We start from the raw sequence: 22,696 nt of genomic DNA, 5'->3' as shown, positions 1-22,696 counted from the left end.
CCTCGCTCGCCCTGGCTGGGGCCGCGTACCGTCAGGTGCGCACGGATGCGTGACGCGGCCCTCGGTCCCGGTCGGTGCGGTACCGACTCAGGCGGTCACCGTGCCGCCAGGCGCCGGGCCATGACGGGCAGGGGACATCCATGAGCGCCGACGACAGGCCCCTGCCGGGGACAGCCCCCCACTCGTCTCACGCGGGAACCGAGGCCATATGGGATCACCCGCTGGTCAGACGGGCGACCTGTGCCGGGAAGCACATCGGGGAGATCGACCGGGACCGTCCATGGCTGCTGGACGCCGGTGCGGTCGTCGTTCTGATTCTGATGCTGTGCGTGCCCGACCTGATATCCTCGCAGCGCCCGCTGGAGTTCAACGTGGACTTCACCCGCCTGCCCTGGCCGGGGACGATCGCGTTTCAGGCGGGTCTGCTGCTGCCCCTGCTGTGGCGGCGCAGACGGCCTGCCATGACCTTCACCGTGACCGCCGCGGTGTTCCTCCTCGTGTGCGCTCTGGGAGTCTGGCTGCGCGCCGGAATGGCCGTGCTGATCGCCCTTTACCATCTTGCGCTGCGCGGGCGCCCGCGCCACCTGCCCGTGGCCTGCGCGGCGCTGGCCCTCGGCCTGGGACTGATCGCCCTGCGGCTGAGGGGCGAGGTGTCGATGGTGGACGGGATGTTCTTCCTCAGCACCACCCTGGTCGCCGCGGTCGCGCTGGGGCTTGCCGTGCGCGTGCGGCGGGCTCAGCTGGCGGCCCTGCACGACCGCGCGGCCCGACTGGAGATCGAACGCGACCAACGTATCCAACTGGCCGCCGCCACCGAACGCACCCGGGTCGCCCGCGAGATGCACGACATCGTCGGCCACAACCTCTCCGTCATCATCACCCTCGCGGACGGCGGGGCACGGGCGGCCGACATCACCCCCGAACGCGGCAAACAGGCCCTGCTCATGATCAGCGACACCGGACGCCAGGCACTGGGTGAACTGCGCCGCACGCTCGGCGTCCTGCGCGACCAGCGCGCCGCCTCCGACGCCGCCCAGCTCAGCCCGCAGCCCCGGATCGTGGACATCAACGCCCTCTGCGCCCGCATCCGCGCCGCCGGCCCACAGGTCGTCTACCGCACCAGTGGAGATCTGGACAACCTTGATCGTGGTGTCCAGCTGACCGCATACCGAATCGTCCAGGAAGCGCTCACCAACGCCCTGAAACACGCGGGCCGTGACACACGCATCGACCTGACGCTGACCGCGGGTGACATGGATCTGCGCATCGACGTCCACGACACCGGCCCAGGCGCGCATGCCGCCCACCCCGAACCGCCCCACGACCAGGGACAAGGTCTCACCGGTATGAGAGAACGCGCCGCCCTTTACAACGGAACCGTCACCGCGGCGCCCGCTCCCGACGGAGGCTGGGCGGTGCGAACCGTCCTCGACCTCACCCCGATCACCGGTGTGCCCCAGCCCTCCCCCGCGGGCGGTGCGCAGTGACCACCGTGCTCATCGTCGATGACCAGCCGCTGCAGCGCTTCGGCTTCCGCATGCTGCTGGAGAGCTCTCCCGGCACCGAGGTCGTCGGCGAGGCGGAGCACGGCGGCGAGGCCGTCCGCATGGCCGCCGAACTCCGGCCCGACGTCATCCTCATGGACGTCCGGATGCCCGGCATGGACGGAATCGAGGCAACCCGCCGCATCATCGCCTCCGGCGGCCGCTCCCGGGTCCTCGTCCTGACCACCTTCGACCTGGACGAGTACGCTCACGCGGCCCTGCGTGCGGGAGCCAGCGGCTTCCTCCTCAAGGACGCCCAGCCGGATGAGCTGCTGGCCGGCATCCGCGCGGTCGCCGGGGGCGACGCCATCATCGCTCCGGCACTCACCCGCCGACTGCTCGATGCCTACGCCCATCACCTGCCCCAGACCTCGCCCAGCCGCATGCCGGAGCACGACCAGAGGGTCCGCTCGCTGACAGAACGCGAGCGCGAGATATTCGGCGCCATCGGCCGGGGCTGGACCAACAGTGAGATCGCCGAGCGTCTGGTGCTGTCGGAGTCCACGGTGAAGACGTACATCGGCCGCGTCCTGGCCAAACTCGGGGCCCGCGACCGCGTCCAGGCCGTCATCCTCGCCTACGACCTGGGGCTGGCCCATCCGCGCCCGCCCGAGTGAGGCACCGGGGCCTCGCAACGCCTGCCGCCACTCCTTGTACGGCCGCTGCCCTCGCCCCGTGTCGGCCGGCCGCGCCAGTCAACCACCGGAGCGGGTACGGACGTTCCACTCCCTGTAGTACCGCGGTACCACAGCGAGCGGGTCATTGCTCCCCTGGGTACCAAGATTCGCGGTTCCCGGACTCCTAACGTTTCCGGTCACGAAGCCCGGTAGGGGCCCCGGACGTGCGGTAGTGACCATGATCGAAGCGCAGCAACCCACGAAGCGGACACGTCGTCGAGAGTCTCCCGTGCCCCCGCAGCCTGCCGCATGGCGCAGGGAGCCACCCAGCCGGCCGACGAGCCGGCCCCTTCCACCTATCGGCACCTGCCGAACCAGCCACTCCTGAACGCGGAGCCCCATTGTCTACTCTCGCCCGCTGGTGCTATCAACACCGGCTCGTCGTCGTCCTGTTGTGGCTCGGCCTGCTCGGCGGACTGGTCGTCGCCTCGCAGAGCGCCGGCAGCGCCTACAGCAACAGCTTCTCCCTGCCGAACACCGAGTCCACCCGTGCCCTCAACCTGCTGAAGTCGTCCTTCCCGGCGCAGGCCGGTGACACCGACACGGTGGTGTGGCACGTCGACTCCGGCTCCGTCCGCGACAGCGCGACGAAGGAGCGGATGACCGGCACCCTGGACAAGATCGCCAAACTGCCCGAAGTCAGCGGTGTCACCAGCCCCTACAGCCCGCAGGGTGCGGCCCAGATCAGCAAGGACGGCCGCACCGCCTACGCCCAGGTGAACTTCGCCAAGGTCCAGCAGGACCTCGACAAGGCGAACATCCAGCGGGTGATCGACACCGCCGAGGCGGCCAGGACCGACGGCCTGAAGGTCGAACTGGGCGGCCAGGCGATCAAGAGCACCGAGCAGACGCCACCCGCCACCAGTGAACTCGTCGGCGTGGTGGCCGCCGCCGTGGTGCTCTTCGTCGCCTTCGGCTCGCTGTTCGCCATGCTCCTGCCGATCCTGACCGCGGTCGCCGGCGTCGGCACCGCCATCCTCACCACGGGCCTGCTCAGCCATGCGGTGACCATCGGTGAGATCGCCCCGACCCTGTCCGCCCTCATCGGCCTCGGCGTGGGCATCGACTACGCCCTGTTCATCGTCACCCGGCACCGCAAGGGACTGCAGGCCGGACACGACGTCGAGGAGTCCTTGGCCAGGGCCGTGAACACCTCGGGCCGTGCCGTGCTGTTCGCTGGTGGAACCGTCTGCATCGCCCTGCTCGGCATGCTCGTGCTGCAGACCAAATTCCTCAACGGAATCGCCATCGCCTCGGCGGTGACAGTGGCGCTGACCGTGTTCGCCTCGCTGACCCTGCTTCCGGCCCTGCTGTCCCTGCTGGGCAACCGGGTCCTCGGCAGGCGGGCACGGCGCCGTCTGGTGGCGGGTGAGCCCCTGCCCGAGAACGTCGTGTCGGGCCCCTGGGTCCGCTGGGCCGCCGTGGTGCAACAGCGCCCCCGAGTGCTGTCCGCAATCGCGCTGGTCGTGATGGTCGTCCTGACCATCCCCGTCTTGTCGCTGCGTCTGGGCTCCTCCGACTCGGGCAACGACCCGGCGTCCAACACCACCCGCAAGGCCTACGACCTGCTGGCCGACGGCTTCGGCCCCGGCTTCAACGGGCCGCTGCAACTGGTCGCCCAGGCCCCCACGGCCGCGGACAAGACCGCCCTGACCGAACTGTCCGCCCAGTTGAAGGACGTCCACGGGGTCGCGAGCGTCGTCGCGGCGCCGATCCGGCCCGGCTCCACGGTGGGGATCGTCCAGGTCTTCCCCACCACCTCCCCGCAGGCCAAGCAGACCTCCGATCTGATCCATCACCTGCGTGACAACGTGGTACCGGCAGCCGAGAAGGGCACCACCCTCAAGGTCTACGTCGGTGGGTCGACCGCGATATTCACCGACTTCGCGAGCGTGCTCTCCGGCAAACTGCCGCTGTTCATCACGGTGATCGTGGTCCTCGGCGGGCTGCTGCTCCTGCTCGCCTTCCGCAGCCTGCTGATACCGCTCACCGCGGCGGTGATGAACCTGCTGGCCGCCGGAGCCTCCTTCGGCGTCCTGGTCGCGGTGTTCCAGTGGGGCTGGGGCTCCGACTCGCTGGGGCTCGGCAAGGCCGGACCGGTGGAGGCGTTCCTTCCCGTGATGATGCTGTCCATCCTCTTCGGCCTGTCCATGGACTACCAGGTGTTCCTGGTCAGCCGAATGCACGAGGAGTGGGTGCACACCAAGGACAACGCCCGAGCGGTGCGGGTCGGCCAGGTGGAGACCGCGCGGGTCATCACCGCCGCCGCCGCCATCATGGTCTGCGTCTTCATCGCCTTCGTCTTCGGCGGCCAGCGCGTGATCGCCGAGTTCGGCATCGGCCTGGCCTCCGCGGTCGCCCTGGACGCGTTCATCCTGCGCACCATCCTGGTCCCCGCCGCGATGCACCTGTTCGGCAACGCCAACTGGTGGCTGCCCGCCTGGCTCGACCGCAGACTGCCCCACCTCTCCGTCGACCCGCCGGACGAGCCCGTCGAGGAGGCATCGGCGGACAGCCCGACCCTCGCACCGGAGCCGTCCAGCAGTTCCTGATCACCCTCCCGCGCGGCGAGAGGGAACAGGCGCCCGCGGTGGGGCGTCCCGGAGGTGATGAACCGGGGCGCCCCAGGCGGGACTTGGGTTCGGGACAGCTCCGCGCAGGCTGCGGCCGAGGGGGATGAGTGCGTACTCCGGGCGTGGGGGCACCTCCGCGTAGGCGGTACGTGTCACCAGCCCGACCAATGTGTGTTTTGTATGGCGCCTGCACGTCAAACCGTGGTCGCCCCCTCCTCCCACGCCCTTCACCACCTAGGTGGCACCATGACCGATCTGCTCGTTCTAGGCGGCAACGGCCGCACCGGAAGCCATGTGCTCACTCAGGCCGTCGCACGCGGCCACCGCGTCCGCGCACTGGTGCGCGATCCTCACACCCTCCAGGCCCCGCACGGCGTCGAGCTGATCCAGGGCACGCCCTCCAACATCGACGACCTCCGCAAGGCCGCCCAGGGCTGTGCGGCGGTGATCAGCGCGCTCAACAACTCCCGCGCCTCCGACAATCCTTGGGCCAAGCCCGTCAGCCCGCCCATGTTCATGACCGAGGCCACCCGCAACACCCTGGCGGTAATGAGCGAACAGGACATCCGCCGGGTCGTCGTGACCTCCACTCAGAACGCCGGGGACGGCAGGGCCGACCTCAACCCGGTCTTCAAGGCCGTCGTCAGGTTCTCCACCCTCAAGGCCGGCTTCGACGATCACGACGGCGTGGACGAGGTCGTACGCGCCTCCGACACCGACTGGACCCTCGTGCGGGCCGTCCTTCTCACTGAAGGGTCCATCGTCACCCCGGTGCGGGCCGCCGAGGCCGGAGCCGATAAGCCGGGCACACGGATCAACCGCGCCGACCTCGCCGGCTTCCTCCTGGACACCGTCGAACAGGGCACATGGATCCACAAGGCACCGCTCGTCTGGAACGCACGCGGCTGACCTGGCGAGACTCCGTTCGTTGCGCCGGTGAGGGCGGTTGGTCTCCCGCCGTTTCACGGTGCTGACGTACACGGGCCGTCGCCAAGGTGGATGCCTGGCCGGCTCTCGTCAGCGGGGCTTGGACGCCCACGCCGTCTCGACCGCGTCCGCGAGCGCCTCGCCCTTGGCGAAGCCGTAGTAGGCGGCGAACTGGAGCACGATCTCGTCCATCTCCGCCTTCGTGATCTCACCGGAGTGGAGGGCGGCGGTGACGTGGGAGTGGAGAGGGACGGGTGAGTCGTCGAGGGCGACGCAGGCGACGGTGATGATCCTGCGCTCCCTGCGGGTCAGCCCGGGGCGCTGCCACACATGGCCGAAGACGAAGCTCAGGATGCCGGCCTGTCGGTACGGCGAGTTCGGGGGAGGCGCGGGGACGAGGTTGACGTCGACGAACTCCTCGGCGCCGCGCTTGAGTCGCTCCTCCCAGACGTCGGATCCGAGCGTGTCCGTCTCCAACTGCGGCCAGACAGGGGCCTGTTGGCCACGGTCGCGGTGGATTCAGTCCCACTGCCGGGCGATCGCACCCTCCAGGTGGGAGGCCTTGGGCCAGCCGCAGTAGACCGCGAAGTGCAGGACGAACTCCAGCATGGCCTCAAGTCCGATGTCGCCGGAGGCGAGCGCCGCGTGGACGTGGTCCTCGATCGGCTGCGGTGCGTCGGCGGCGGCCACGCAGGTCAGCGTCACCCAGCGGCGGTCCCGCCGGCCCAGGCCGGGACGCGACCAGACCTCGCCGTACAGGAAGTCCCGTGCGGCCCGGCCGAACGGCGTTGCCGTCGGGGGTTGATGGCCGGGGAGCACTTCGGTCAGGGTCCGTTCGGCGGCCCTGTCGTCCATCTCGGTCTCCTGGAGGGGGAGTTCGGGTGCGTCGTCACGCACGGATGAAGACGTTCTTGGTCTGGAGGAATTCATAGAGGCCCTCTTTGCCGCCTTCACGGCCGTAGCCGCTCTGCTTGTAGCCGCCGAAGGGAGCACCCGGCGGCTGCCCCGAGGCGCCGTTGACGAGGACGGTGCCCGACTGGAGGCGAGGGACGATGCGCTGGACGCGGGACACGTCGCGGGTGTGCAGGGCGGTGCCGAGACCGTAGGGCGTCGAGTTGGCCAGTTCGACCGCCTCGTCATCGCTGTCGAAGGGGATGATGGACAGCACGGGGCCGAAGACCTCGTGCCGGGCGACCTCGCTGTGCGGGTCGACGTCGGCGAGGACGGTGGGGTCGATGAAGTAGCCGTCGCGGTTGTCCGGCGGCAGCCGGGACGGGTCGGTGGTGTGGCCCCCGGCTATCAGACGGCTGTCCTTGGCGGCCCGTTCGATCACGCCGAGGATCCGTTCGTGGGCCGTCGCGCCGACGACCGGGCCGAGTGCCGTCGCCTGATCGAAGGGATCGCCGACCCGGAATCCGGCGGCGGCCTCGCCGGTGGCGGCGACCACCCGGTCGTACACCTCGCGGTGCACCAGCATGCGGGTGGTCAGGTTGCAGCCCTGTCCGGAGAGGGTGAAGCAGGAGCGGACGGTCTCGGCGACGGCCTCGTCGAGGTCGGCGTCGGGGAAGACGATGGTGGCCGTCTTACCGCCCAGTTCGAGGACGACGGGTTTGAGGGTGTGGCGGGCCGCGTCGAGGATCTTCTTCGCGGTCGGAATGCCTCCGGTGAAGGAGATCTTGGCGACGTCGGGGGGGCGGACCAGCCGCTCGCCGGCCTCCGGTCCACCGGGCAGGACGTGGAGCACACCCGGAGGCAGCCCGGCCTCCAGGGCGATGTCGGCGAACCGGGCCACGGTGAAGGGGGCGAGATCGGGGGCCTTGACCACGACGCAGTTTCCGGCCGCGAGCGCGGGGGCGATCTTCATGCCGACCGACATGATCGGGCCGTTCCAGGTGAGGATGACACCGATGACGCCGTACGGCTCGGGCACGGTGTAGTCCAGGCCCGGCACCATGCGCGGGCTGGGCGGGATGGTCGCGCCCTCGAGTTTGTCGGCCCAGCCGGCGTAGTAGCCGAACCATCCCGCGCTCAGGTGCGCCAGCGCCGCCGAGGTACGGAACGGCACGCCGAGTTCGAGGGTGTTCAGGCGGCCGAGCTCCGGCACCCTCTCCAGCATGAGTTCCTCGACGCGCTGGAGGATGCGGCGGCGTTGGTCGGGCGACATCACCCGCCACTGCGGGAAGGCTCGCCTGGCCGCCGCCACGGCCGCGTCGATCTCCTGCGGCCCGGCCAGGAGGACGGTGCCGTTGGTCCGGGCGGTGGCCGGGTTGATGTGGTCCTGTGCGCCGGCGGAGGTGGCTGGGAGCCAGGTGCCGTCGATGAGGGGGCCGGTGGTGCCGAGGTCGCGGGAAAGGGATGTGGTCATGTCGGTGCCGCCTTCGGGTCGTCCTGGTGGGCGTGGTCAGGGCGCCGGACGCCGGCCCAGCGTCGACAGCGTGTGCGCGGCGAGGTCCGTCAGGGTCCGGAGCCGCGGCGCCCCGGCTGCGCCGGCGACGTCGAGCAGAAGGTCGACGTCCTTGCGCAGCAGGGGCAACGCCTGGCGCAGTCCGTCGGTGTTGAAGCCGGACGCGGCGAGGATGGTCGCGGCGCGGCTGCCACCGGTGCCGTGGGCCAGCACCTGCGCGACGACCGCGCGATCCATGCCGAGCGCGTCGGCGAGCGTGAAGGTGTCCAACGCCAGGCCGACGTGGGCGGTGAACACGAAATTGTTGACCAGTTTGGCGAGTTGGCCGCTGCCGAGGGGGCCGAGGTGGACAACCGGGTCGGCGAAGGTGCCGAACACCGGGCGGCAACGGGTGACGTCCGCCTCCCTTCCACCCGCCATCACCAGGAGCCGGCGTTGCGCGGCGGCGCCCCCTCCCCCGCTGACCGGGGCGTCCACCACGGAGATCTCCCGCTTGGCGGCCTCGTCGGCGACGCGTCGGCAGGTGTCGGGATGGACAGTGGAGTGGATGGCCACGATTCCACCCGGCGACATGCCGGTCAGCACTCCGTCGGCGCGGAGGAGTACGTCCTCGACGTCGGCGTCCGCGACGACGCACAGGCACACGATGTCGCTCGCGGCTCCCAGATCGGCCGGTGTCGCGGCCACGGTGGCGGCCGTGTCGGCGAACGCGTCCGTGGCGGCGCGGCGGCGCGCCCACAGCGTCAGGGGGAAGCCTTCCTCGGTGATCCTGCGCGCCATCGGTGCGCCCTGGCTGCCCAGCCCGACGAAGCCCACCCGCGTCATGGGGGTTCCGGTGCCGGTCACAGCCGGGTGACCCAGCCGCCGTCGACGCTGATCGTCTGCCCGTTGATCCATTCACCGGCCGGGGAGGCGAGCAGGAGCAGCGTGCCGAGCAGGTCTTCGGCGGGCGCGGACTTCTTGCCCGGTATGGCGGCTGTGAGCGCCGCGCGTGCGGGGTGGTCGGCGGGAAGGCTGCGCAGGCCCGGTTCGTTCTCGACCAGTCCGGGGGCGACGGCGTTGACGTTGATGCCGAGGGGGCCGAGGGAGCGGGCGAGGCCGACGGTGACGTTGACAAGAGCGAGCTTGCTGACGCCGTAGACGCCGCCGCCCATGAAGGCCCCGGCGGAGACCTGGTTGATGATGCGTCCACCGCCCCGCTCGACCATCGCGGTCTTGACCGCGCCGGCGCAGACGACGGCGCCGAACACGTTGACGCGCATGACCCGGTCGAACCAGTCGACGGGCAGGTCCAGGATGTCGACCTGGGGTATCCCGGTCATGAGGGCGGCGTTGTTGACCAGGATGTCGATGCCGCCGAAGGCCTCGACGGCCCTCGCGGCCATGTGGGCGGCCGAGGCACGGTCGGTGATGTCGACCCGCACGCCGAGCGCCTGCCGGCCGTCGGCCGCCAGGGTCTTGGCGGCCTGCTCTGCGCCTTCGCCGTTGAGGTCCGCCAGGACGACCGAGGCACCGGCCTCCGCCAGGGCCCGGCCGTAGACCTGGCCGATGGCACCGGCACCGCCGGTGACGACGGCGACCTTGCCGTCCAGACGGAGCCGGTCGATGGTGCTGCTGCTCATGGGGCATCCTTCGTCAGGCGGGACAGGTAGGCGTCGATGTCGGCACCGTGCTCGCGCAGTTCGTCGGCGGCCTGCGGCGCGGTGAGGATGAGAAAGCGGTCCTGGGCGACGCCGTCGGCGACGAGTTCACCGACCGCGCGGGCGTCCAGGACCGGGAAGTCGGGTCCGCGGGGCGGGGCCGGTTCCCCGTAGAAGCTGATCTGTTCGACGATGTTGGTGGCGACGCCGGCCGGGCAGAGGCATGAGACACCGATGCCGCGGGGGCGCAGGTACAGGGCGAGGGCCTCGGACAGGCCGACGATCGCGTGCTTGGTTGCGGTGTACGGCAGCCGGTCGAAGCCGTAGGGCAACAGGCCCGCCGTGGAAGCGGTGTTGACGATGTGTCCCGAGCCCCGCTCCAGCAGGTGGGGCAGGAAGGCGAGGTTGCTGCGTACGACACCCAACAGGTTGACGTCGACGACGCGTTGCCATGCCTCCAGGGGGATGGCCTCGGCGGGACCGACGGCGAGGATGCCGACGTTGTTCATGACCAGGTCGATACGGCCGAAGCGCTCAAGGGTCAGCTTTCGGACCGTCTGGAGGTCGTCGAGGCTGGTCACGTCGCAGACCGCGGGGACGCCCCGCTCGCCGAGTTCGGCGGCGACGGTACGGGCCCGATCGCCGTCGAGGTCGGTGACGACCACGCGCGCGCCCCGGCCGGCGAAGGCGTGGGCCGCGGCGCGGCCGATGCCGCTGCCCGCGCCGGTGACGACCGCCACGGCGTTGTGCAGATCGAAACTCATCGGAGCGTCGCTCCTCCGCTCGCGGGTGGGAAGACTGACTCGCCGGGAAGGCGGATGAATCAGGGGTGCAGCGGCAGGACTGGTTCACTCGCTTCGCTCTCGCCCAGCACGGCAGCGGTGGCGGCGGAGAGCGGAGCGTTGAGGAAGCCGACCAGGCCGTCCAGGAGGTCGCCGACGTGCACGGCGAAGGGCAGCACCCGCCCGCCGTGAGCCCGGGTGCGCTCGCGCTGGGAGGCGGCGTGCACACCGAAGGACAGGACCTGTGCGACGCGGTGGCCGCGCAGGGGCTCGGGCAGGTGGGGAAGCATCGTGCCGATCCGCTCGACGAAGTCGGTGGTGGGCCTGGCCAGTTCGGGTGGGAGCCGCTCGAACAGGTCCCGGTGGCCGTACTGCTGAAGCATGGCGACGAAGCTGAGGTAGTGGCTGCCCTCCTGTTCACCCTGTTCCAGGACGGGCAGCATGTGGCACTCCACCCACGTCCTGAGATCGTCCGGACGCTGACGGGCGATCAACAGCCGACGCCGCTCGTTCAGGCCGGGCAGGCGGTACTCGAAGATCTCCTGGACCAGGCGTTCCTTGGTGCCGAAGTGGTACTGCACCGCCGTGTTGTTGCCGTTCCCGGCCGCCGCGCTGATCTGGCGCAGTGACACTCCTTCGAGACCGTGCTCGGCGAAGAGCCGCTCCGCGGTCAGGACGATCTGTTGCTTCACGGACGGCTGAACCACGGCACAGGCCTCCGATGAGATCACTGCTGCGCGGAATTGAGAATCGGATTTCCGTAAGAGGAAAATTTAGTTAACGCGGTGTGCGGGTCTTCGGCACGGGTGACGCCGTGCCTCCGCACCCGGTTTGTCCTAGGACCCGCCGTGTCGACGGCCGCACCGCCGGCATCGAGTGGGACGCGGCGACCGGGGCCATCGGCTACAACATCCGCTACGGCCGCCATCCGGAGAAGCTCTACCACAGCTGGCTGGTGTACGAGCGGACCTCTCTCGACCTGCCCTCTCTCAATGCCGGCGCGGAGTACTGGGTGGCGGTGGACGCGTTCGGCGAAGGCGGCATCGCAACCGGCGAGACGGTGCCGGTGGTGTGATGGAGGGCGGTGGCCGCCTCATATACCTGCCAGACGCAAGAGCAGTGACTTCACCTCGGTGGCCGCGTAGGCCTCCTGCTGCAGCTCCGGTTCTGAACACAGCAGTACAGGGGCGTGGTCGGGGTTCGTCGGCAGGCGCCCATGGCTTCCGCTGACGCCCGAGGGGTCCAGCGGAACCGTACGGATCCGGTAGCGGAAGCCGGCCTTCTTGCGCAGCACGGAGCCGACGGCGCGCAGTTTCACCGCGGGGACCGTGTCGTCGTAGAGCAACTCGGCAGGGTCGTAGCCGGGTTTGCGGTGGATCTCGACCTGGCGGGCGAAGTCCGGGGCGCGGGCGTCGTCGAGCCAGTAGTAGTACGTGAACCAGGCGTCGGGGTCGGCGAGTGCGACGAGGTCGCCGGAGCGCTCGTGGTCGATGCCGTGGGCCGCTTTGCCGTCGGCGTCCAGCAGTTGCTCCACTCCGTCGAGTTCACCGAGGAGCTTGGCGACAGCAGCAGTGTCAGCGGGGTCCTTCAGATACACGTGGGCGATCTGATGGTCGGCGACCGCGAACGCGCGGGAGGCCCAGGGGTCGAGGTACTCCATGCCGTCCTGGGTGTGCACTTCCAGCAGGCCGGCTCGGCGCAGGGCGCGGTTGATGTCGACGGGTCGGGAGACGGGGGTGATGCCGTACTCGCTGAGCACGACGACGGTGGCACCCGCGCGCTGGAGGTGCTCGATCAACGGAGCCAGTGCGGTGTCCAGTTGGCGGGCGGCGCGGATGGTCTGGGGTGAGTCGGGGCCGCTGCGCTGGGGTTCGTAGTCGAGGTGGGGGACGTAGACGAGGGTGAGGTCGGGGTGTTTCTCGTCGAAGATCTGGCGGGCGGCACCGAGGATCCACTGGGTCGACGGCAGGCCTGCGTTCGGGCCCCAGTACGTGAAGAGGGGGAACGGGCCGAGGCGGTCGGTGAGTTCGTCGTGCAGAGTGGGCGGCCAGGTGTAGCAGTCGGGCTCCTTGGCCCCGTCGGAGTAGTAGATGGGGCGGGGGGTGACGGTCCAGTCGACGTCCGCGCCCATGGCGTACCACCAGCAGACGTTGGCGACGGTGTAGCCGGGCTCGCTCCTGCGTGCTGTGTCCCAGATCTTTTCACCGCCGACGAGGGCGTTGTGCTGCCGCCACAGCATGACCTCGCCGAGGTCGCGGAAGTACCAGCCGTTGCCCACCACCCCGTGCACCGAGGGGAGTTCGCCGGTGAGGAGGGTCGATTGGACGGTGCAGGTTACCGCGGGGAGCACGGTGTCGAGACGGGTCCGGGCGCCTTGTTCGCCGAGTGCGGCGACGGACGGCATGTGCCGCAGCAGATGGGGGGTGAGACCCACGATGTCGAGGACGACGAGGCGTTTCATGAGTGGTCCTCCTTGAGGCCGAGTCCGGTCAACCGCTCGCGGGCCCAGGCGAGTTCGGTTGCGATGCCGCCGGCGAGGTCGGCGGGGGGTCCGGGGAGGACGGACCAGGTGTAGGTCTCGACCTCGATGTGGTCGCAGAGGGCGGTGAGTCCGCCCAGCACTCCGGCGAGTACATCGGTGAGATGGCCGGCGGTGGTGCGCAGCGGCGGTTCGGGGTCGGCGTGCAGCGGGGCATGGAAGTGGGTCCGCCAGGGGCCGGAGCCGGTGGGCAGCCCGCCGTCCAGGGCGTCACCCAGGTCGTCCACGCCGAGCACCGTACCCAGGTGGGTCGTGCGCGTCTGGTGCAGGAAGCGGGGTTCGGCGAGGCGACGCAGAGCCTTCCGGGCCATGGGGTCCGCCGGGTCGGCCGCCTCGACGGCGCAGGATGCCTGGAGCTTCACCAGGGGCAGGCCGGCGGCGGACAGCTGGTCGAGCGCGGCCCTCGGGTCCTCGAACTGGACGGCGAGGTGACAGGCGTCCAGGCAGACTCCGAGCCGTTCCGGGTCGAGGCCGCCCAGTTCCCGTACCGCCTGTGCGGTGGTTTCGACGACGCAGCCGGGCTCGGGCTCGAAGCCGACCCTGATACGGCGGCCGGTGTCGGCCTCGATGGCGGCGAGCCCGTCGGCCAGCAGGTCCAGGGCGCGTCGGGCGGTGTCGGCCCGCTCCGTCGGCCAGGGATCCCGCCAGGCCAGGGGCAGCGTGGAGACGCTTCCGCGCTCGGCATCCTGGGGCAGCAGGCCCGCGAGCACGCGGGCGCAGTCGAGGGTGTGCCGCAGCCGGGCCTCGTCGGCCCAGTCGGGCAGGTAGACGTCCTTCCGGAGCCGGCGGTGCCTGGCCCGCACCCCCTGCCTGATCTCACCTCCGCCGCGACCTCCGAGCGGGCGGAACCGGGCCGATGACCGTCCATGTCCTGATCGTCGACGATCATCCCGTCGTCCGCTTCGGCCTGCGCGGCATGCTCGAGGCCTACGACGACCTGCGGGTCGTCGGCGAAGCGGGTTCCGGCGACGAGGCGATCGTCCTGGCCGCCGCCACACGCCCCGACGTCGTCCTGATGGACCTGCGGATGCCGGGTACGGACGGCGTGACCGCGACGGCGCGCATCCGCCAGGAACACCCCGGCATTCGCGTGCTCGTGCTGACCACCTACGAAGGCGATGCCGACATCCTGACAGCGATCGAGGCCGGCGCCACCGGATACCTGCTCAAGGACACCCCCATCGGCACGCTGACCGACGCGATCCGGGCAGCCGCCCGCGGTGAGACCGTCCTCGCCCCTCCGGTGGCCGCCCGGCTGGTGACACGCATGCAGGCGCCGGCCGGGGAGCAGTTGACGCCGCGTGAGGTTCAGGTGCTCGGCCTCGTCGCGCGCGGCCTGTCCAACAGCGAGATCGGTCGGCAGTTGTACATCGGCGAAGCGACGGTGAAGACGCACCTGCTGCGCACCTTCGTCAAGCTGGGTGTCAACGACCGCACCGCAGCCGTCACCGTCGCGCTCTCCCGGGGAATACTCAGTACTTGACGCCCCAGCGGTGCTTCACCGGCGTTCGCCGTTTCCGGTCCCTCAGCTCTTGGGCCGCCAGGGGCGAGTGCCGTATCGACCGCCATGGCCACCTTGTCGTCGTCGAGCCGCATGCCGTGCATGAAACGCCAGAACAGCAGCGGGCCCAGGATGCCGGCCACCAGGTCCCGGGCGTGCTCCTCGACGCCGGGGCGCAGTTCGCCCTGTGCGGCGGCCTTGGCCAGCACGGCGGCGAGATGCTCGTCCGCCTGCCCGAACATCTTTTCGCGCAGGCCTCAAACACCTCACGTCCACCACCGTCGAGGTCCGCGGCGCCGTCCTCCTCGAACGCCTGGAAGACGGCACGGTGCGCATCCCCATGGGCCTGGAGACCGAGGCCGGACGCAACACGGCCGTCGGCGGACTGGTGGGTTCACTCGTCGGTATCCTCGGCGGCCCTCTCGGCATATTGACGGGCTGGGGCATCGGCGCCGTGATCGGCGGCGGCTACGACTACAAGCGGGCCGAGGAAACCACCGGCACCGTCGCCATCGTCACCTCCAACATGCCGCCAGGGGGCACCGCGATCCTCGCCGAGGTCCGCGAGGCCGACCCCCAGCCCGTGGACCTGCTGGCCATGCGCTACGACGCCGTCCTGGAACGCCGCCCGTCGGACTCGGTCCGCACCGAACTCAAGGCGATGGAAAGGGCCGCCGACCGACTCAGGAAGGACGAGGCGAAGGAGAGGCGCGACCGCAAGCGTGCCGAGGCCGAGAGGAAGATAAAGGACGGAGCCGCGCAGCTGAAGCAGAAGATCGCCGGATAGCCGGCCCACGAGCGCGGGGTGACACCCCCCAGCCCCTCATGGCGGGGGCGAGCCCGCTCGCCCCCGCCGCCGTCACGGTCCGGACGGCGCCGCCGCCTCGGCGCCCGGAGCCGGAACGGGCGAGATCCCGGAGTCGTCGGCGTCCCCCTCGCCATGGCCGTCGGAGAGCTTCTTCTCGGGAAGGAGCAACGCGAGCACCAGGCCGAGGACGAACACCGGAACCAGGTATCGGAACACAGGCGTCAGCGCCTGTTGATAGGCCAGGATCACCTCGTTCTGGACCTTCTCCGGCAGGGAGTGGACGAGGGCCGGAGTGAGCGATTGCGTGTCCCCGACGGGACCCGCACCCGTACCTCCCAGTCGGGCGGCGAGTTGGTCGGTGAGGCGGTGGGTGAACAGCGACCCGACGGCGGCGGTGCCGAGGGTGGCACCGATCTCGCGGAAGAAGTTGTTGGCGGAGGTCGCCGTGCCCACGTCCGAACCGGGGAAGTCGTTCTGCACCGCCAGCACCAGGGGCTGCATCACCAGGCCCAGCCCCGCACCGAGCACGAACACATAGACGCCGACCACGACCAGCGACGTGCCGGTGTCCAGGGTGGACATCAGCAGTGCCGCGACACCGACGAGGATCGTGCCGACGATCGGGAAGATCTTGTACCGGCCGCTCTTGCTCATCAGCTGACCGGAGGGGATGGCGGTGGCCATGAGGCCGACGACCAGAGGGATGAGCAGCAACCCGGACTCGGTGGCACTGACGCCGTAGACCATCTGCAGATATGTCGGCAGGTAGCCGATGACCGCGAACATGCCGATACCGATCACCAGGAGACCGATGAGGGTGGCGATGTTGAAGATCCGGCTGTGGAACAGCCGCAACGGGATGATCGGCTCCGGGGCCCGGCTCTGGGAGTAGAAGAAGAGCACCCAGGCCAGCAGGCCGCCGGCGGCCATGGCGAGGATGACCGGGTCCGACCATGCGTAGTCCGTGCCGCCCCACTCGGCCAGGAGCACGGTGCAGGTCACCGCGGCGGCCATGAGAGCGAAGCCGAGGTAGTCGAAGACGACTTCGGCGGCCCGGCGCGGCAAGCGAAGTGCGAACGTTCCGATCGCCAGCGCCAGGACACCGACCGGCAGGTTGATCCAGAAGGCCCAGCGCCAGCCGGGACCGTCGGTGAACCAGCCGCCGAGCAGCGGACCGGCGACGGAGGAGAGGCCGAAGACGGCACCCATCGGAGCCATGTACTTCGCACGCTGTCGCGGCGGTACCAGGTCGGCGATGATCGCCTGAGAGGTGATCATCAGACCGCCGCCGCCCAGGCCCTGCACGGCCCGCCCGACGATCAGCCAGGTCATGTCCTGGGCCGCGCCCGCGATCACCGAGCCCACGAGAAACACCGCTATGCCGCCGAGGAAGAGACTCTTACGGCCGATCAGGTCTCCGAGACGGCCATAGACGGGCATGGCGATCGTGGCCGCCAGGATGTAGGCGGTGGTCACCCACGCCAGGTGGCTCACGCCATGCAGCTCGCCCACGATGGTGGGCAGCGCGGTGCTGACGATGGTCTGGTCAAGGGACGCGAGGAGCATCGCGGCCATGAGAGCGGCGAAGACGAGGCCGAAGTGGTGCGGCGGGCCGGAGGAGTTCTGCTCCCCCTCCGTGACCGGGGTCGAGTGACTCAAGGTGGCTCCTGAAACATCGGGGGATCAAGCAGGGGGAACGTCACGCCGCATGCCGCGAGCAGGGCGCGGTCACGAGGTCAGCAAAGTGCGGAGGAGTTCCGCCGAGCGCTCGACGTACGGCACCGGGGAGTCGTCGGTGTCGCCCGGACATTCGTCGCCCGCCCAGCGCTCCAGACCGGTACGCATCGCGGTGAGGGCGAGCGCGGCGATCAGGGCCGGCACTTCACCGTCCGGCGGCTGCCGGAGCCGTATGGCGACCGCCTCGGCGACGGAGCGCTGAAACGCCTCGAACCGGGCCAGCATCGTGGCCAGCAGCGCGGGGTGACTTCGTGTGAGGGCGAAGGCGGCGTGCATCTCCTGGCGGAGCGGCGGGTTGTCGGCCAGGTCCCGTACGAGCAGCCGGGTGAGGTCCGCAAGCACCTCCCGGGGGTGCGCGGTGCCGCGCGCGACGAACTCGTCGACCAACGACGACGGCAGCTGGAGGGGAGGCCCGGGCAGGACCGCCGCCTCCTTGTTCGGGAAGTAGTTGAAGAACGTTCGCGGCGAGACACCGGCCTCGGCGCTGATCAGGTCGACGGTGACGGCGTCGAAGCCCTGCTCCTGAGTCAGCCGCAGTGCCGCCGCGTGAATCTCGTGCCGGGTCTGCCGACGCCGACGTTCACGGAGCCCCTCACTCGTGGAAGCCATGAGGAACATTCTTGCATATCATGCAAACATTGCGCAGTGTGCAATCTGTCGCCCGCTCAGGCGGCGGCAGACAGTCGCCGTGCGAGGTTCGCGTGGACCGAACTGGTGTCGGGGGTGGCGGTCGGGCCGGCCGTCGACCAGCTCGTCCGCCATCCCGGCCGAGGAAGAACTCGCCAGGGCGAAAGGTGCGTCCGCGGCCAGGACGCCACCTGAGTGCGTCGTCCTGTCGGGCCCGGTACGGCGCACACCTCGTCCGGAGCCGGCACCTGTGAGCCTCCGCCGTGACGGTGCCACCCACGGCTCCGCAGTTCAGCTGCCCTGAAGGCTCGGAAAATCGGCGAACAGGCCCCAGTCGTCGTACTTGGACCGCACGGACCGCATTCTCGACCACACCTCGGGGGCGAACGAGTTACTGGCGCGCCCCGGATCCGCCAGCAGGTCCGCCTCGTTGACCCAGTATCCAGCCGTGAACGGCTCCAGCAGTGCCATCCCTTCGGCCACCCAGTCAGCGTTGGCCTCGTTCTCCTCCTCCGACTCGTGCAGTCCATAGATCGTTACGATGTTCGACCTCATCATGGAGAAGCACGCGTTGTCCCGGAGCGGGATACGCGGCGGCTGGAAGAGAAGGATGTTGTTCAGGGGCGAAGGACACGATGCCATGTGCTGTTCCAGCGCTCCGAGAAGCTGCTGAACACCGTCGTCACTCCACATCGAGTCGCAGTGGACGCGGGGCTTGTCGGGCGGGAGGAACAGATCGATCAGAGCGAAGAGATCCTGGAACTGTCGAGGAGAGGCGTGCTCGGCCATGAGGGGCTTCCGGGGGGTTGACCGGAGTGGACGCAGCGCGACTTCCGCGGCCTCCTCGTCCTCGTCGAACGCGAACGCCGCGACGGCGATGAACCGGGCCTCGGGCGGGGCATCCCCACCGAAGACGGGGCCGGCGAGGAAGGCGAACGGTTCCACCGTTGCCGACAGCCGCGGCGTCAGCTCATCGAGCCATGCGGAGACCACGGACGTGTCTTCCAGGGGGAAGACATACATGCTGACCCGGATGGCCGGCATCGGCTTGACGTCCAGGTAGTACGCGGTGATCACGCCGGGGAAGGACGGACCGCATCCACGCGCGAGCCACATGAGATCGCCGTCGTTCTCGTCGTCGACCTTCCGGACCGATCCGTCGGCGCCGACGACATCGAGCCCGGTGACCGAGTAGCAGGCGGGGCCCCACTGGTTCCAGTTGATCCCGAGCCCGCCCCCGAGGAGGTAGCCGCCCATCCCGGTGCTTCGACAATGCCCGACCGGAAAGGCCAGACCGTGCTGGGCGAGTGCCTCGGCCAGTTGGTCGCTCTTGACTCCGGGACCGACCTTGGCCTTTCGAGCGACCGGATCGATCTCCAGGTGGTTCATCGCCGCCATGTCGATCACGAGGGCGTCATCACGGATGCTGGACCCGATGTGGCTGTGTCCTCCGGATTTCGGAGCGATGAGCCACCCCTTGTCCACAGCGAACCTGACGGCGTTCTGAACGTCGGCCACATCGCGGGCGGGGACGATGGCGTTGGGATGCCGCTCCGGAACTGTCCGGGTCCACGACAGTCCGCGCCGACGCTGCTCGTAGTCGGGGCTGCCGCGGAAGACCGCGCCTCCGACGGGCAGGTCCGCATCGGAACGGTTCGTCTCCATTGGCTCTCCTATCAACAGTGGTTCGTTCACCACGGGCGTACCTGTCTCGGTCGGATCGTCACTTGGAGGGGTCCAGCACGACTTTGACCGCCTCGCGCCGCGCGAAGAGGTCATACGCGTCGGCGGCCTCGGACAGTGGGATCCGGTGAGAGATGATTGCGGAGGGCTTCAGCGCGCCCGCCTCGACCAGAGCGATGACCTCGTCGATGTAGTTCACGACGTTGCAGACTCCGCCCTTGACCGACACCTGCTTGATCCACAGCTCGCCCAACGGCAGTTCGAGGGATGGCTCGAGATGGGCTCCGGGAAGGGCGATCTGTCCGCCGACGGCGACGACCTTGCAGGCGCTGGACAGCGCCGCAGGCGACCCCACGGCCTCGACGACCACATCGGCTCCCCGACGGCCGGTCAGGTCGAACACGGCGTCCACCGCGTCCTCCCGGCTGACGTCGACCGGGGTCGCGCCGAGCTTCTCCGCGAGCGCGAGCCGCTCCGGCACCGTGTCCAGAACGGCGATGGTGCCGGCGCCGATCGCCTTGGCCGACATCACCGCACACAGCCCGACCGGGCCCGCACCGACGACGGCCACCGCGTCCCCAGGGCGGAAGGACTGGCGCACCGCTTCGTAGGCAGTGGTGAGGATGTCCCCCACGAACAGCATGTCCTCGGCCTTGCTCGCATCCGTGATCCTGCGCAGCGACCCGTCGGCGAACGGCGCCACCGCGAACTGGGCATGCACGCCCGGCAGATCGCCGAATCCGGCCCCCAGCCCGTAGACGCGCATGTCAGCGCAGACCGCGCTGTGTCCCCGACGGCACGACCGGCAGTTGCCACAGCTGGCGACGCAGGACCCGGCGACCCTGTCGCCGGGCTCGAACTGCCGTACCGCCGAGCCGACCGCCTCGACGGTCCCGACGAACTCGTGGCCCATGATCACGCCGGTCTCCACCGGCATGGTCCGCTCGTAGACGTGCAGATCCGTGCCGCAGATGGCGGCCAGATCGATCCTGACCAGTGCGTCCGTCGGACTCAGCTCGCCGGGCCGGCCCACCTTCTGTACCTCGACCGTCCGTTCACCGGTCAGGACGACCGCCTGCATGGTCGACATGTGTCCCTGCCTTTCCCGGCGCGTCTCCTCGTTTCCCCGGGGTGCGCCTGATCACTTCGTGCTCGTCGATGGGTTGAGGCGCATCCCGGGCCCCCGCCGGCCGTCTCGCACGGACGGGCTGCTGACGGATGTGGTCGGCCGTCTCACCGCGAGCGGAGCCTCGCCCCGTCGGGTCGCGCGTGCTGGAGCGGCCGGTCACTGCGCGGAAGTTGTGCGAAGTCCTGCGCTCGCTCGTGGTGGGCTTGGCCTGTCCGGGAGGGATGCGCGCTCCACTGGCTTGTCCCGGTCGGGTTTCGCGACGTCCGGGTCATGAACTCGTCGATCTGCGTGCGCTCAGCCGACGTCCGTAGAACACCGAGCGGCGGTCGGGGAGTTCGCGATCCGCCTCACAGCGGCGGCCACGTGTCCGCTCACGCCGCCCGGTGGTGCCGAGGCGACCATCGCCGCCGCCATTCCCTGCCCCGGACGCCGGTGCGGTCCTGGTTCCGGGTCTACTTCAGGAGACGGATCGAGTGGCCTTCCACGTACTCGGGCAGGCCGGCCGCCCCGAACTCGCGGCCGATGCCGCTCTGCTTGATCCCGCCGAAGGGCATGCGCAGGTCCAGCGATTCGAAGGAGTGGGTGTTGATGAACGTGCTGCCCGCCTCGATGCGGCGGGCCAGCTCCAGGCCCCGCTCGGGGTCCGCCGTCCAGACCGACGAACACAGGCCGTACTCGCTGTCGTTGGCCCAGCGGACGGCCTGGTCCTCGTCGTCATAGGCGATGAGTGGGACGACAGGACCGAACTGCTCCTCGTAGGAGACCGGTGCGGTGTGCTCGACGTCCCGCACGACGTGGGGAAGGACGTAGTAGCCGTTTTCCCAGGAGGAAGGGTCGAGTTTGCGGCCGAGCTCGACCAGCTGCGCCGAGGAGTTACGGGTGCGGTCGAGCAGGTCGAGGACCTTCTTGAACTGGGCCTCGTTGTTGAGCGGGCCGAAACTCGCCTGTGGATCGAGGCCGTGGCCGACCGCGTACTCGTTGACCCGGTCGCAGAACGCGTCCGCGAAGCGCTGGTAGATCCGGCGCGGCACGTAGATGCGCTTGACCGCGAAGCAGATCTGCCCGCTCCGGGTGTAGACGCCCGTCAGGATCCGGTCGAGGACCGCGTCGATGTCAGCGTCGTCGAGGAGTATGGCGGGGTCGTTTCCGCCGAGTTCCAGCGTGAGATTCTTGGTCGTCGACGCGGTCGCCTCGATGACCTTGCGCGCGGTCGCGGTGCCGCCGGTGAAGCCGACCTTGCGAACCAGCGGATGACCGCAGAGCGCGGCGCCCACATCGCCTTCACCATGGACGACATTGAGCACACCGGCGGGGAGTACGGCGGCGATCTTCTCCAGGGCGAGTGTCAACGCGGCGGACGCGAACGGTGAGGGCTTGAGCACGAGCGTGTTGCCGGTAGCCAGCGCGGGCGCGAGCTTCACCATGGTCAGCACGATCGGCATGTTCCACGGCACGATGGCGGCTGCGACGCCCCGGGGAACCTTCTCCACGCTGATGAAGCTCTGCTCGTCGTCGAACTGGACCGGGCGGAGGAACTCCTCCGTCAGGCCTGCGGTGTTCTGCAGCACACCGGTGCCCAGTGCGAAGTCGGTCTGGGCTTCCCACATAACACCGCCGTGCTCACCGACCAGCAGCGGGGCGAGCTCCTCGCTGCTGCCGGCAAGGATCTCCGCGGCGGCGAGCAGCTTCCGCGCCCGCTCGCCGGCCGGAGTGTCACGCCAGGCGGGGAAGGCGTCGTGCGCGGCGCGTACCGCGCGGTCCACGTCATCGGCGGTCCCGACGGCGACCTGCGCGACGACATTGTCGAGGTGCCCCGGGTCGTGCACCTCCCGGAGTCCGGTAACGGAAGTTTCCCCGGCGATCAGGTGCCCGACCTGCGGCACCATGGTCTGCGTCATGGTGCGGAATCCCTTCTTCGACGTGTGACGGACGTTAGCAGCGCACGCCGCGTGTCGGGACAGTGCGATTACGGATTCCCCTATGCGGCACGGACAGTGCCCAATAGCGGAACGCCGCGGAAGCACGGGCCGCGGACCCGCCGGTCAGGGCTGCTTCGACCCGAGCGCCACGACTTCGCCTTCCGCAGAAAGGCATCGCCTGATCGCTGTGCTCCCACGTCTCTGCA

General features: G+C 69.7%; 20 protein-coding genes, 2 pseudogenes and 1 riboswitch. Of the genes and pseudogenes, 7 read left to right on the top strand and 15 right to left on the bottom strand.

The genetic code is table 11. The features are described 5' to 3' along the window. Positions 1–320 precede the first annotated feature (320 nt). The 3 genes from ABZ453_RS29350 (at position 321) to ABZ453_RS29340 (ending at position 4,773) form a co-directional block, all read left to right on the top strand. Positions 321–1,487 (top strand): histidine kinase, encoded by a 1,167-nt coding sequence (locus ABZ453_RS29350; RefSeq protein ID WP_359019539.1) that lies wholly within the window; start codon positions 321–323, stop codon positions 1,485–1,487. Next, complete coding sequence (locus tag ABZ453_RS29345) at positions 1,484–2,161, top strand: response regulator transcription factor (RefSeq protein ID WP_359019394.1); 678 nt, start codon at positions 1,484–1,486, stop codon at positions 2,159–2,161. Before ABZ453_RS29350 ends, ABZ453_RS29345 begins: the two co-directional genes overlap by 4 nt. A gap of 401 nt (positions 2,162–2,562) precedes the next feature. Continuing rightward, positions 2,563–4,773, top strand: a complete 2,211-nt coding sequence (locus tag ABZ453_RS29340) for an MMPL family transporter (protein WP_359019392.1) — start codon at positions 2,563–2,565, stop codon at positions 4,771–4,773. On the opposite strand, the pseudogene ABZ453_RS29335 reads toward ABZ453_RS29340, so the two are convergent. Continuing rightward, a pseudogene (locus tag ABZ453_RS29335) lies at positions 4,774–4,956 on the bottom strand (transcriptional regulator); the annotation flags it as partial. 84 nt (positions 4,957–5,040) lie between these two features. Here ABZ453_RS29335 and ABZ453_RS29330 point away from each other — a divergent pair. Next, positions 5,041–5,703 carry an NAD(P)H-binding protein gene (locus ABZ453_RS29330; RefSeq protein WP_359019390.1) on the top strand — a complete coding sequence of 221 codons (663 nt, stop codon included), beginning with the start codon at positions 5,041–5,043 and terminating at the stop codon, positions 5,701–5,703. A 108-nt stretch (positions 5,704–5,811) separates the two neighbouring features. Here ABZ453_RS29330 and ABZ453_RS29325 read toward each other — a convergent pair whose 3' ends face one another. From ABZ453_RS29325 to ABZ453_RS29295, 7 genes are read right to left on the bottom strand one after another with little or no spacing between them, the layout of a single operon-like run. Continuing rightward, the gene (locus tag ABZ453_RS29325) at positions 5,812–6,198 is read right to left on the bottom strand and encodes a carboxymuconolactone decarboxylase family protein (RefSeq protein WP_359019388.1); all 387 of its coding nucleotides are present in this window, start codon (positions 6,196–6,198) and stop codon (positions 5,812–5,814) included. 42 nt (positions 6,199–6,240) lie between these two features. Beyond that, the gene (locus ABZ453_RS29320) at positions 6,241–6,618 is read right to left on the bottom strand and encodes a carboxymuconolactone decarboxylase family protein (protein WP_359019386.1); all 378 of its coding nucleotides are present in this window, start codon (positions 6,616–6,618) and stop codon (positions 6,241–6,243) included. Continuing rightward, positions 6,611–8,086 carry an aldehyde dehydrogenase family protein gene (locus ABZ453_RS29315; RefSeq protein WP_359019384.1) on the bottom strand — a complete coding sequence of 492 codons (1,476 nt, stop codon included), beginning with the start codon at positions 8,084–8,086 and terminating at the stop codon, positions 6,611–6,613. Before ABZ453_RS29315 ends, ABZ453_RS29320 begins: the two co-directional genes overlap by 8 nt. Positions 8,087–8,122: 36 nt before the next feature. Next, a complete protein-coding gene (locus ABZ453_RS29310; RefSeq protein WP_359019382.1) occupies positions 8,123–8,950 on the bottom strand; it encodes an NAD(P)-dependent oxidoreductase in 828 nt (275 codons plus the stop codon). A gap of 17 nt (positions 8,951–8,967) precedes the next feature. Next, positions 8,968–9,747 (bottom strand): SDR family oxidoreductase, encoded by a 780-nt coding sequence (locus ABZ453_RS29305; protein ID WP_359019380.1) that lies wholly within the window; start codon positions 9,745–9,747, stop codon positions 8,968–8,970. Next, a complete protein-coding gene (locus tag ABZ453_RS29300; protein ID WP_359019378.1) occupies positions 9,744–10,529 on the bottom strand; it encodes an SDR family oxidoreductase in 786 nt (261 codons plus the stop codon). Before ABZ453_RS29300 ends, ABZ453_RS29305 begins: the two co-directional genes overlap by 4 nt. A gap of 59 nt (positions 10,530–10,588) precedes the next feature. Continuing rightward, positions 10,589–11,239, bottom strand: coding sequence for a TetR/AcrR family transcriptional regulator (locus ABZ453_RS29295; protein ID WP_359019376.1), 651 nt, complete (start codon positions 11,237–11,239; stop codon positions 10,589–10,591). Between the two features lie 122 nt (positions 11,240–11,361). Here ABZ453_RS29295 and ABZ453_RS29290 point away from each other — a divergent pair, with 122 nt between their 5' ends. After that, entirely contained in the window at positions 11,362–11,622 is a 261-nt protein-coding gene (locus ABZ453_RS29290; RefSeq protein WP_359019374.1) for a fibronectin type III domain-containing protein, read from the top strand. An 18-nt stretch (positions 11,623–11,640) separates the two neighbouring features. On the opposite strand, the gene ABZ453_RS29285 is transcribed toward ABZ453_RS29290, so the two are convergent. Both ABZ453_RS29285 and eboE read right to left on the bottom strand, forming a co-directional pair. Next, positions 11,641–13,008, bottom strand: coding sequence for a nucleotide pyrophosphatase/phosphodiesterase family protein (locus ABZ453_RS29285; RefSeq protein ID WP_359019372.1), 1,368 nt, complete (start codon positions 13,006–13,008; stop codon positions 11,641–11,643). After that, positions 13,005–13,868, bottom strand: a pseudogene (gene eboE / locus ABZ453_RS29280) (metabolite traffic protein EboE); the annotation flags it as partial. The pseudogene eboE and the gene ABZ453_RS29285, both read right to left, overlap by 4 nt. A 74-nt stretch (positions 13,869–13,942) precedes the next feature. Between eboE and ABZ453_RS29275 the strand changes: the two are divergent. Together ABZ453_RS29275 and ABZ453_RS29270 are read left to right on the top strand one after the other, a co-directional pair. Next, positions 13,943–14,569, top strand: coding sequence for a response regulator transcription factor (locus tag ABZ453_RS29275; RefSeq protein ID WP_356351196.1), 627 nt, complete (start codon positions 13,943–13,945; stop codon positions 14,567–14,569). Positions 14,570–14,927: 358 nt separating this feature from the next. Continuing rightward, a complete protein-coding gene (locus ABZ453_RS29270; RefSeq protein WP_359019370.1) occupies positions 14,928–15,374 on the top strand; it encodes a hypothetical protein in 447 nt (148 codons plus the stop codon). A 72-nt stretch (positions 15,375–15,446) separates the two neighbouring features. Here the strand turns inward: ABZ453_RS29270 and ABZ453_RS29265 are convergent, their stop codons facing one another. From ABZ453_RS29265 to ABZ453_RS29245, 5 genes are all read right to left on the bottom strand, one after another. Beyond that, positions 15,447–17,054 (bottom strand): MDR family MFS transporter, encoded by a 1,608-nt coding sequence (locus ABZ453_RS29265; RefSeq protein ID WP_359019368.1) that lies wholly within the window; start codon positions 17,052–17,054, stop codon positions 15,447–15,449. Positions 17,055–17,123: 69 nt separating this feature from the next. Beyond that, positions 17,124–17,741: a TetR family transcriptional regulator gene (locus ABZ453_RS29260; RefSeq protein WP_359019366.1), complete on the bottom strand. Its 618-nt coding sequence runs from the start codon at positions 17,739–17,741 to the stop codon at positions 17,124–17,126. A gap of 212 nt (positions 17,742–17,953) precedes the next feature. Beyond that, a riboswitch (guanidine-III (ykkC-III) riboswitch) is annotated at positions 17,954–18,021 on the bottom strand. A gap of 29 nt (positions 18,022–18,050) precedes the next feature. Beyond that, positions 18,051–19,424, bottom strand: coding sequence for an FAD-binding oxidoreductase (locus ABZ453_RS29255; protein ID WP_359019365.1), 1,374 nt, complete (start codon positions 19,422–19,424; stop codon positions 18,051–18,053). A gap of 58 nt (positions 19,425–19,482) precedes the next feature. Continuing rightward, positions 19,483–20,532, bottom strand: a complete 1,050-nt coding sequence (locus ABZ453_RS29250; protein ID WP_359019363.1) for an alcohol dehydrogenase catalytic domain-containing protein — start codon at positions 20,530–20,532, stop codon at positions 19,483–19,485. A 491-nt stretch (positions 20,533–21,023) separates the two neighbouring features. Beyond that, entirely contained in the window at positions 21,024–22,469 is a 1,446-nt protein-coding gene (locus ABZ453_RS29245) for an aldehyde dehydrogenase family protein (RefSeq protein ID WP_359019361.1), read from the bottom strand. Positions 22,470–22,696: the final 227 nt, after the last annotated feature.

Origin of the sequence: Streptomyces sp. NPDC005799, assembly GCF_040630525.1 — a bacterium.
GTDB classification, from domain to species: Bacteria; Actinomycetota; Actinomycetes; order Streptomycetales; family Streptomycetaceae; genus Streptomyces; species Streptomyces griseorubiginosus_B.
This window is presented reverse-complemented; position numbering and strand designations above follow the sequence as displayed.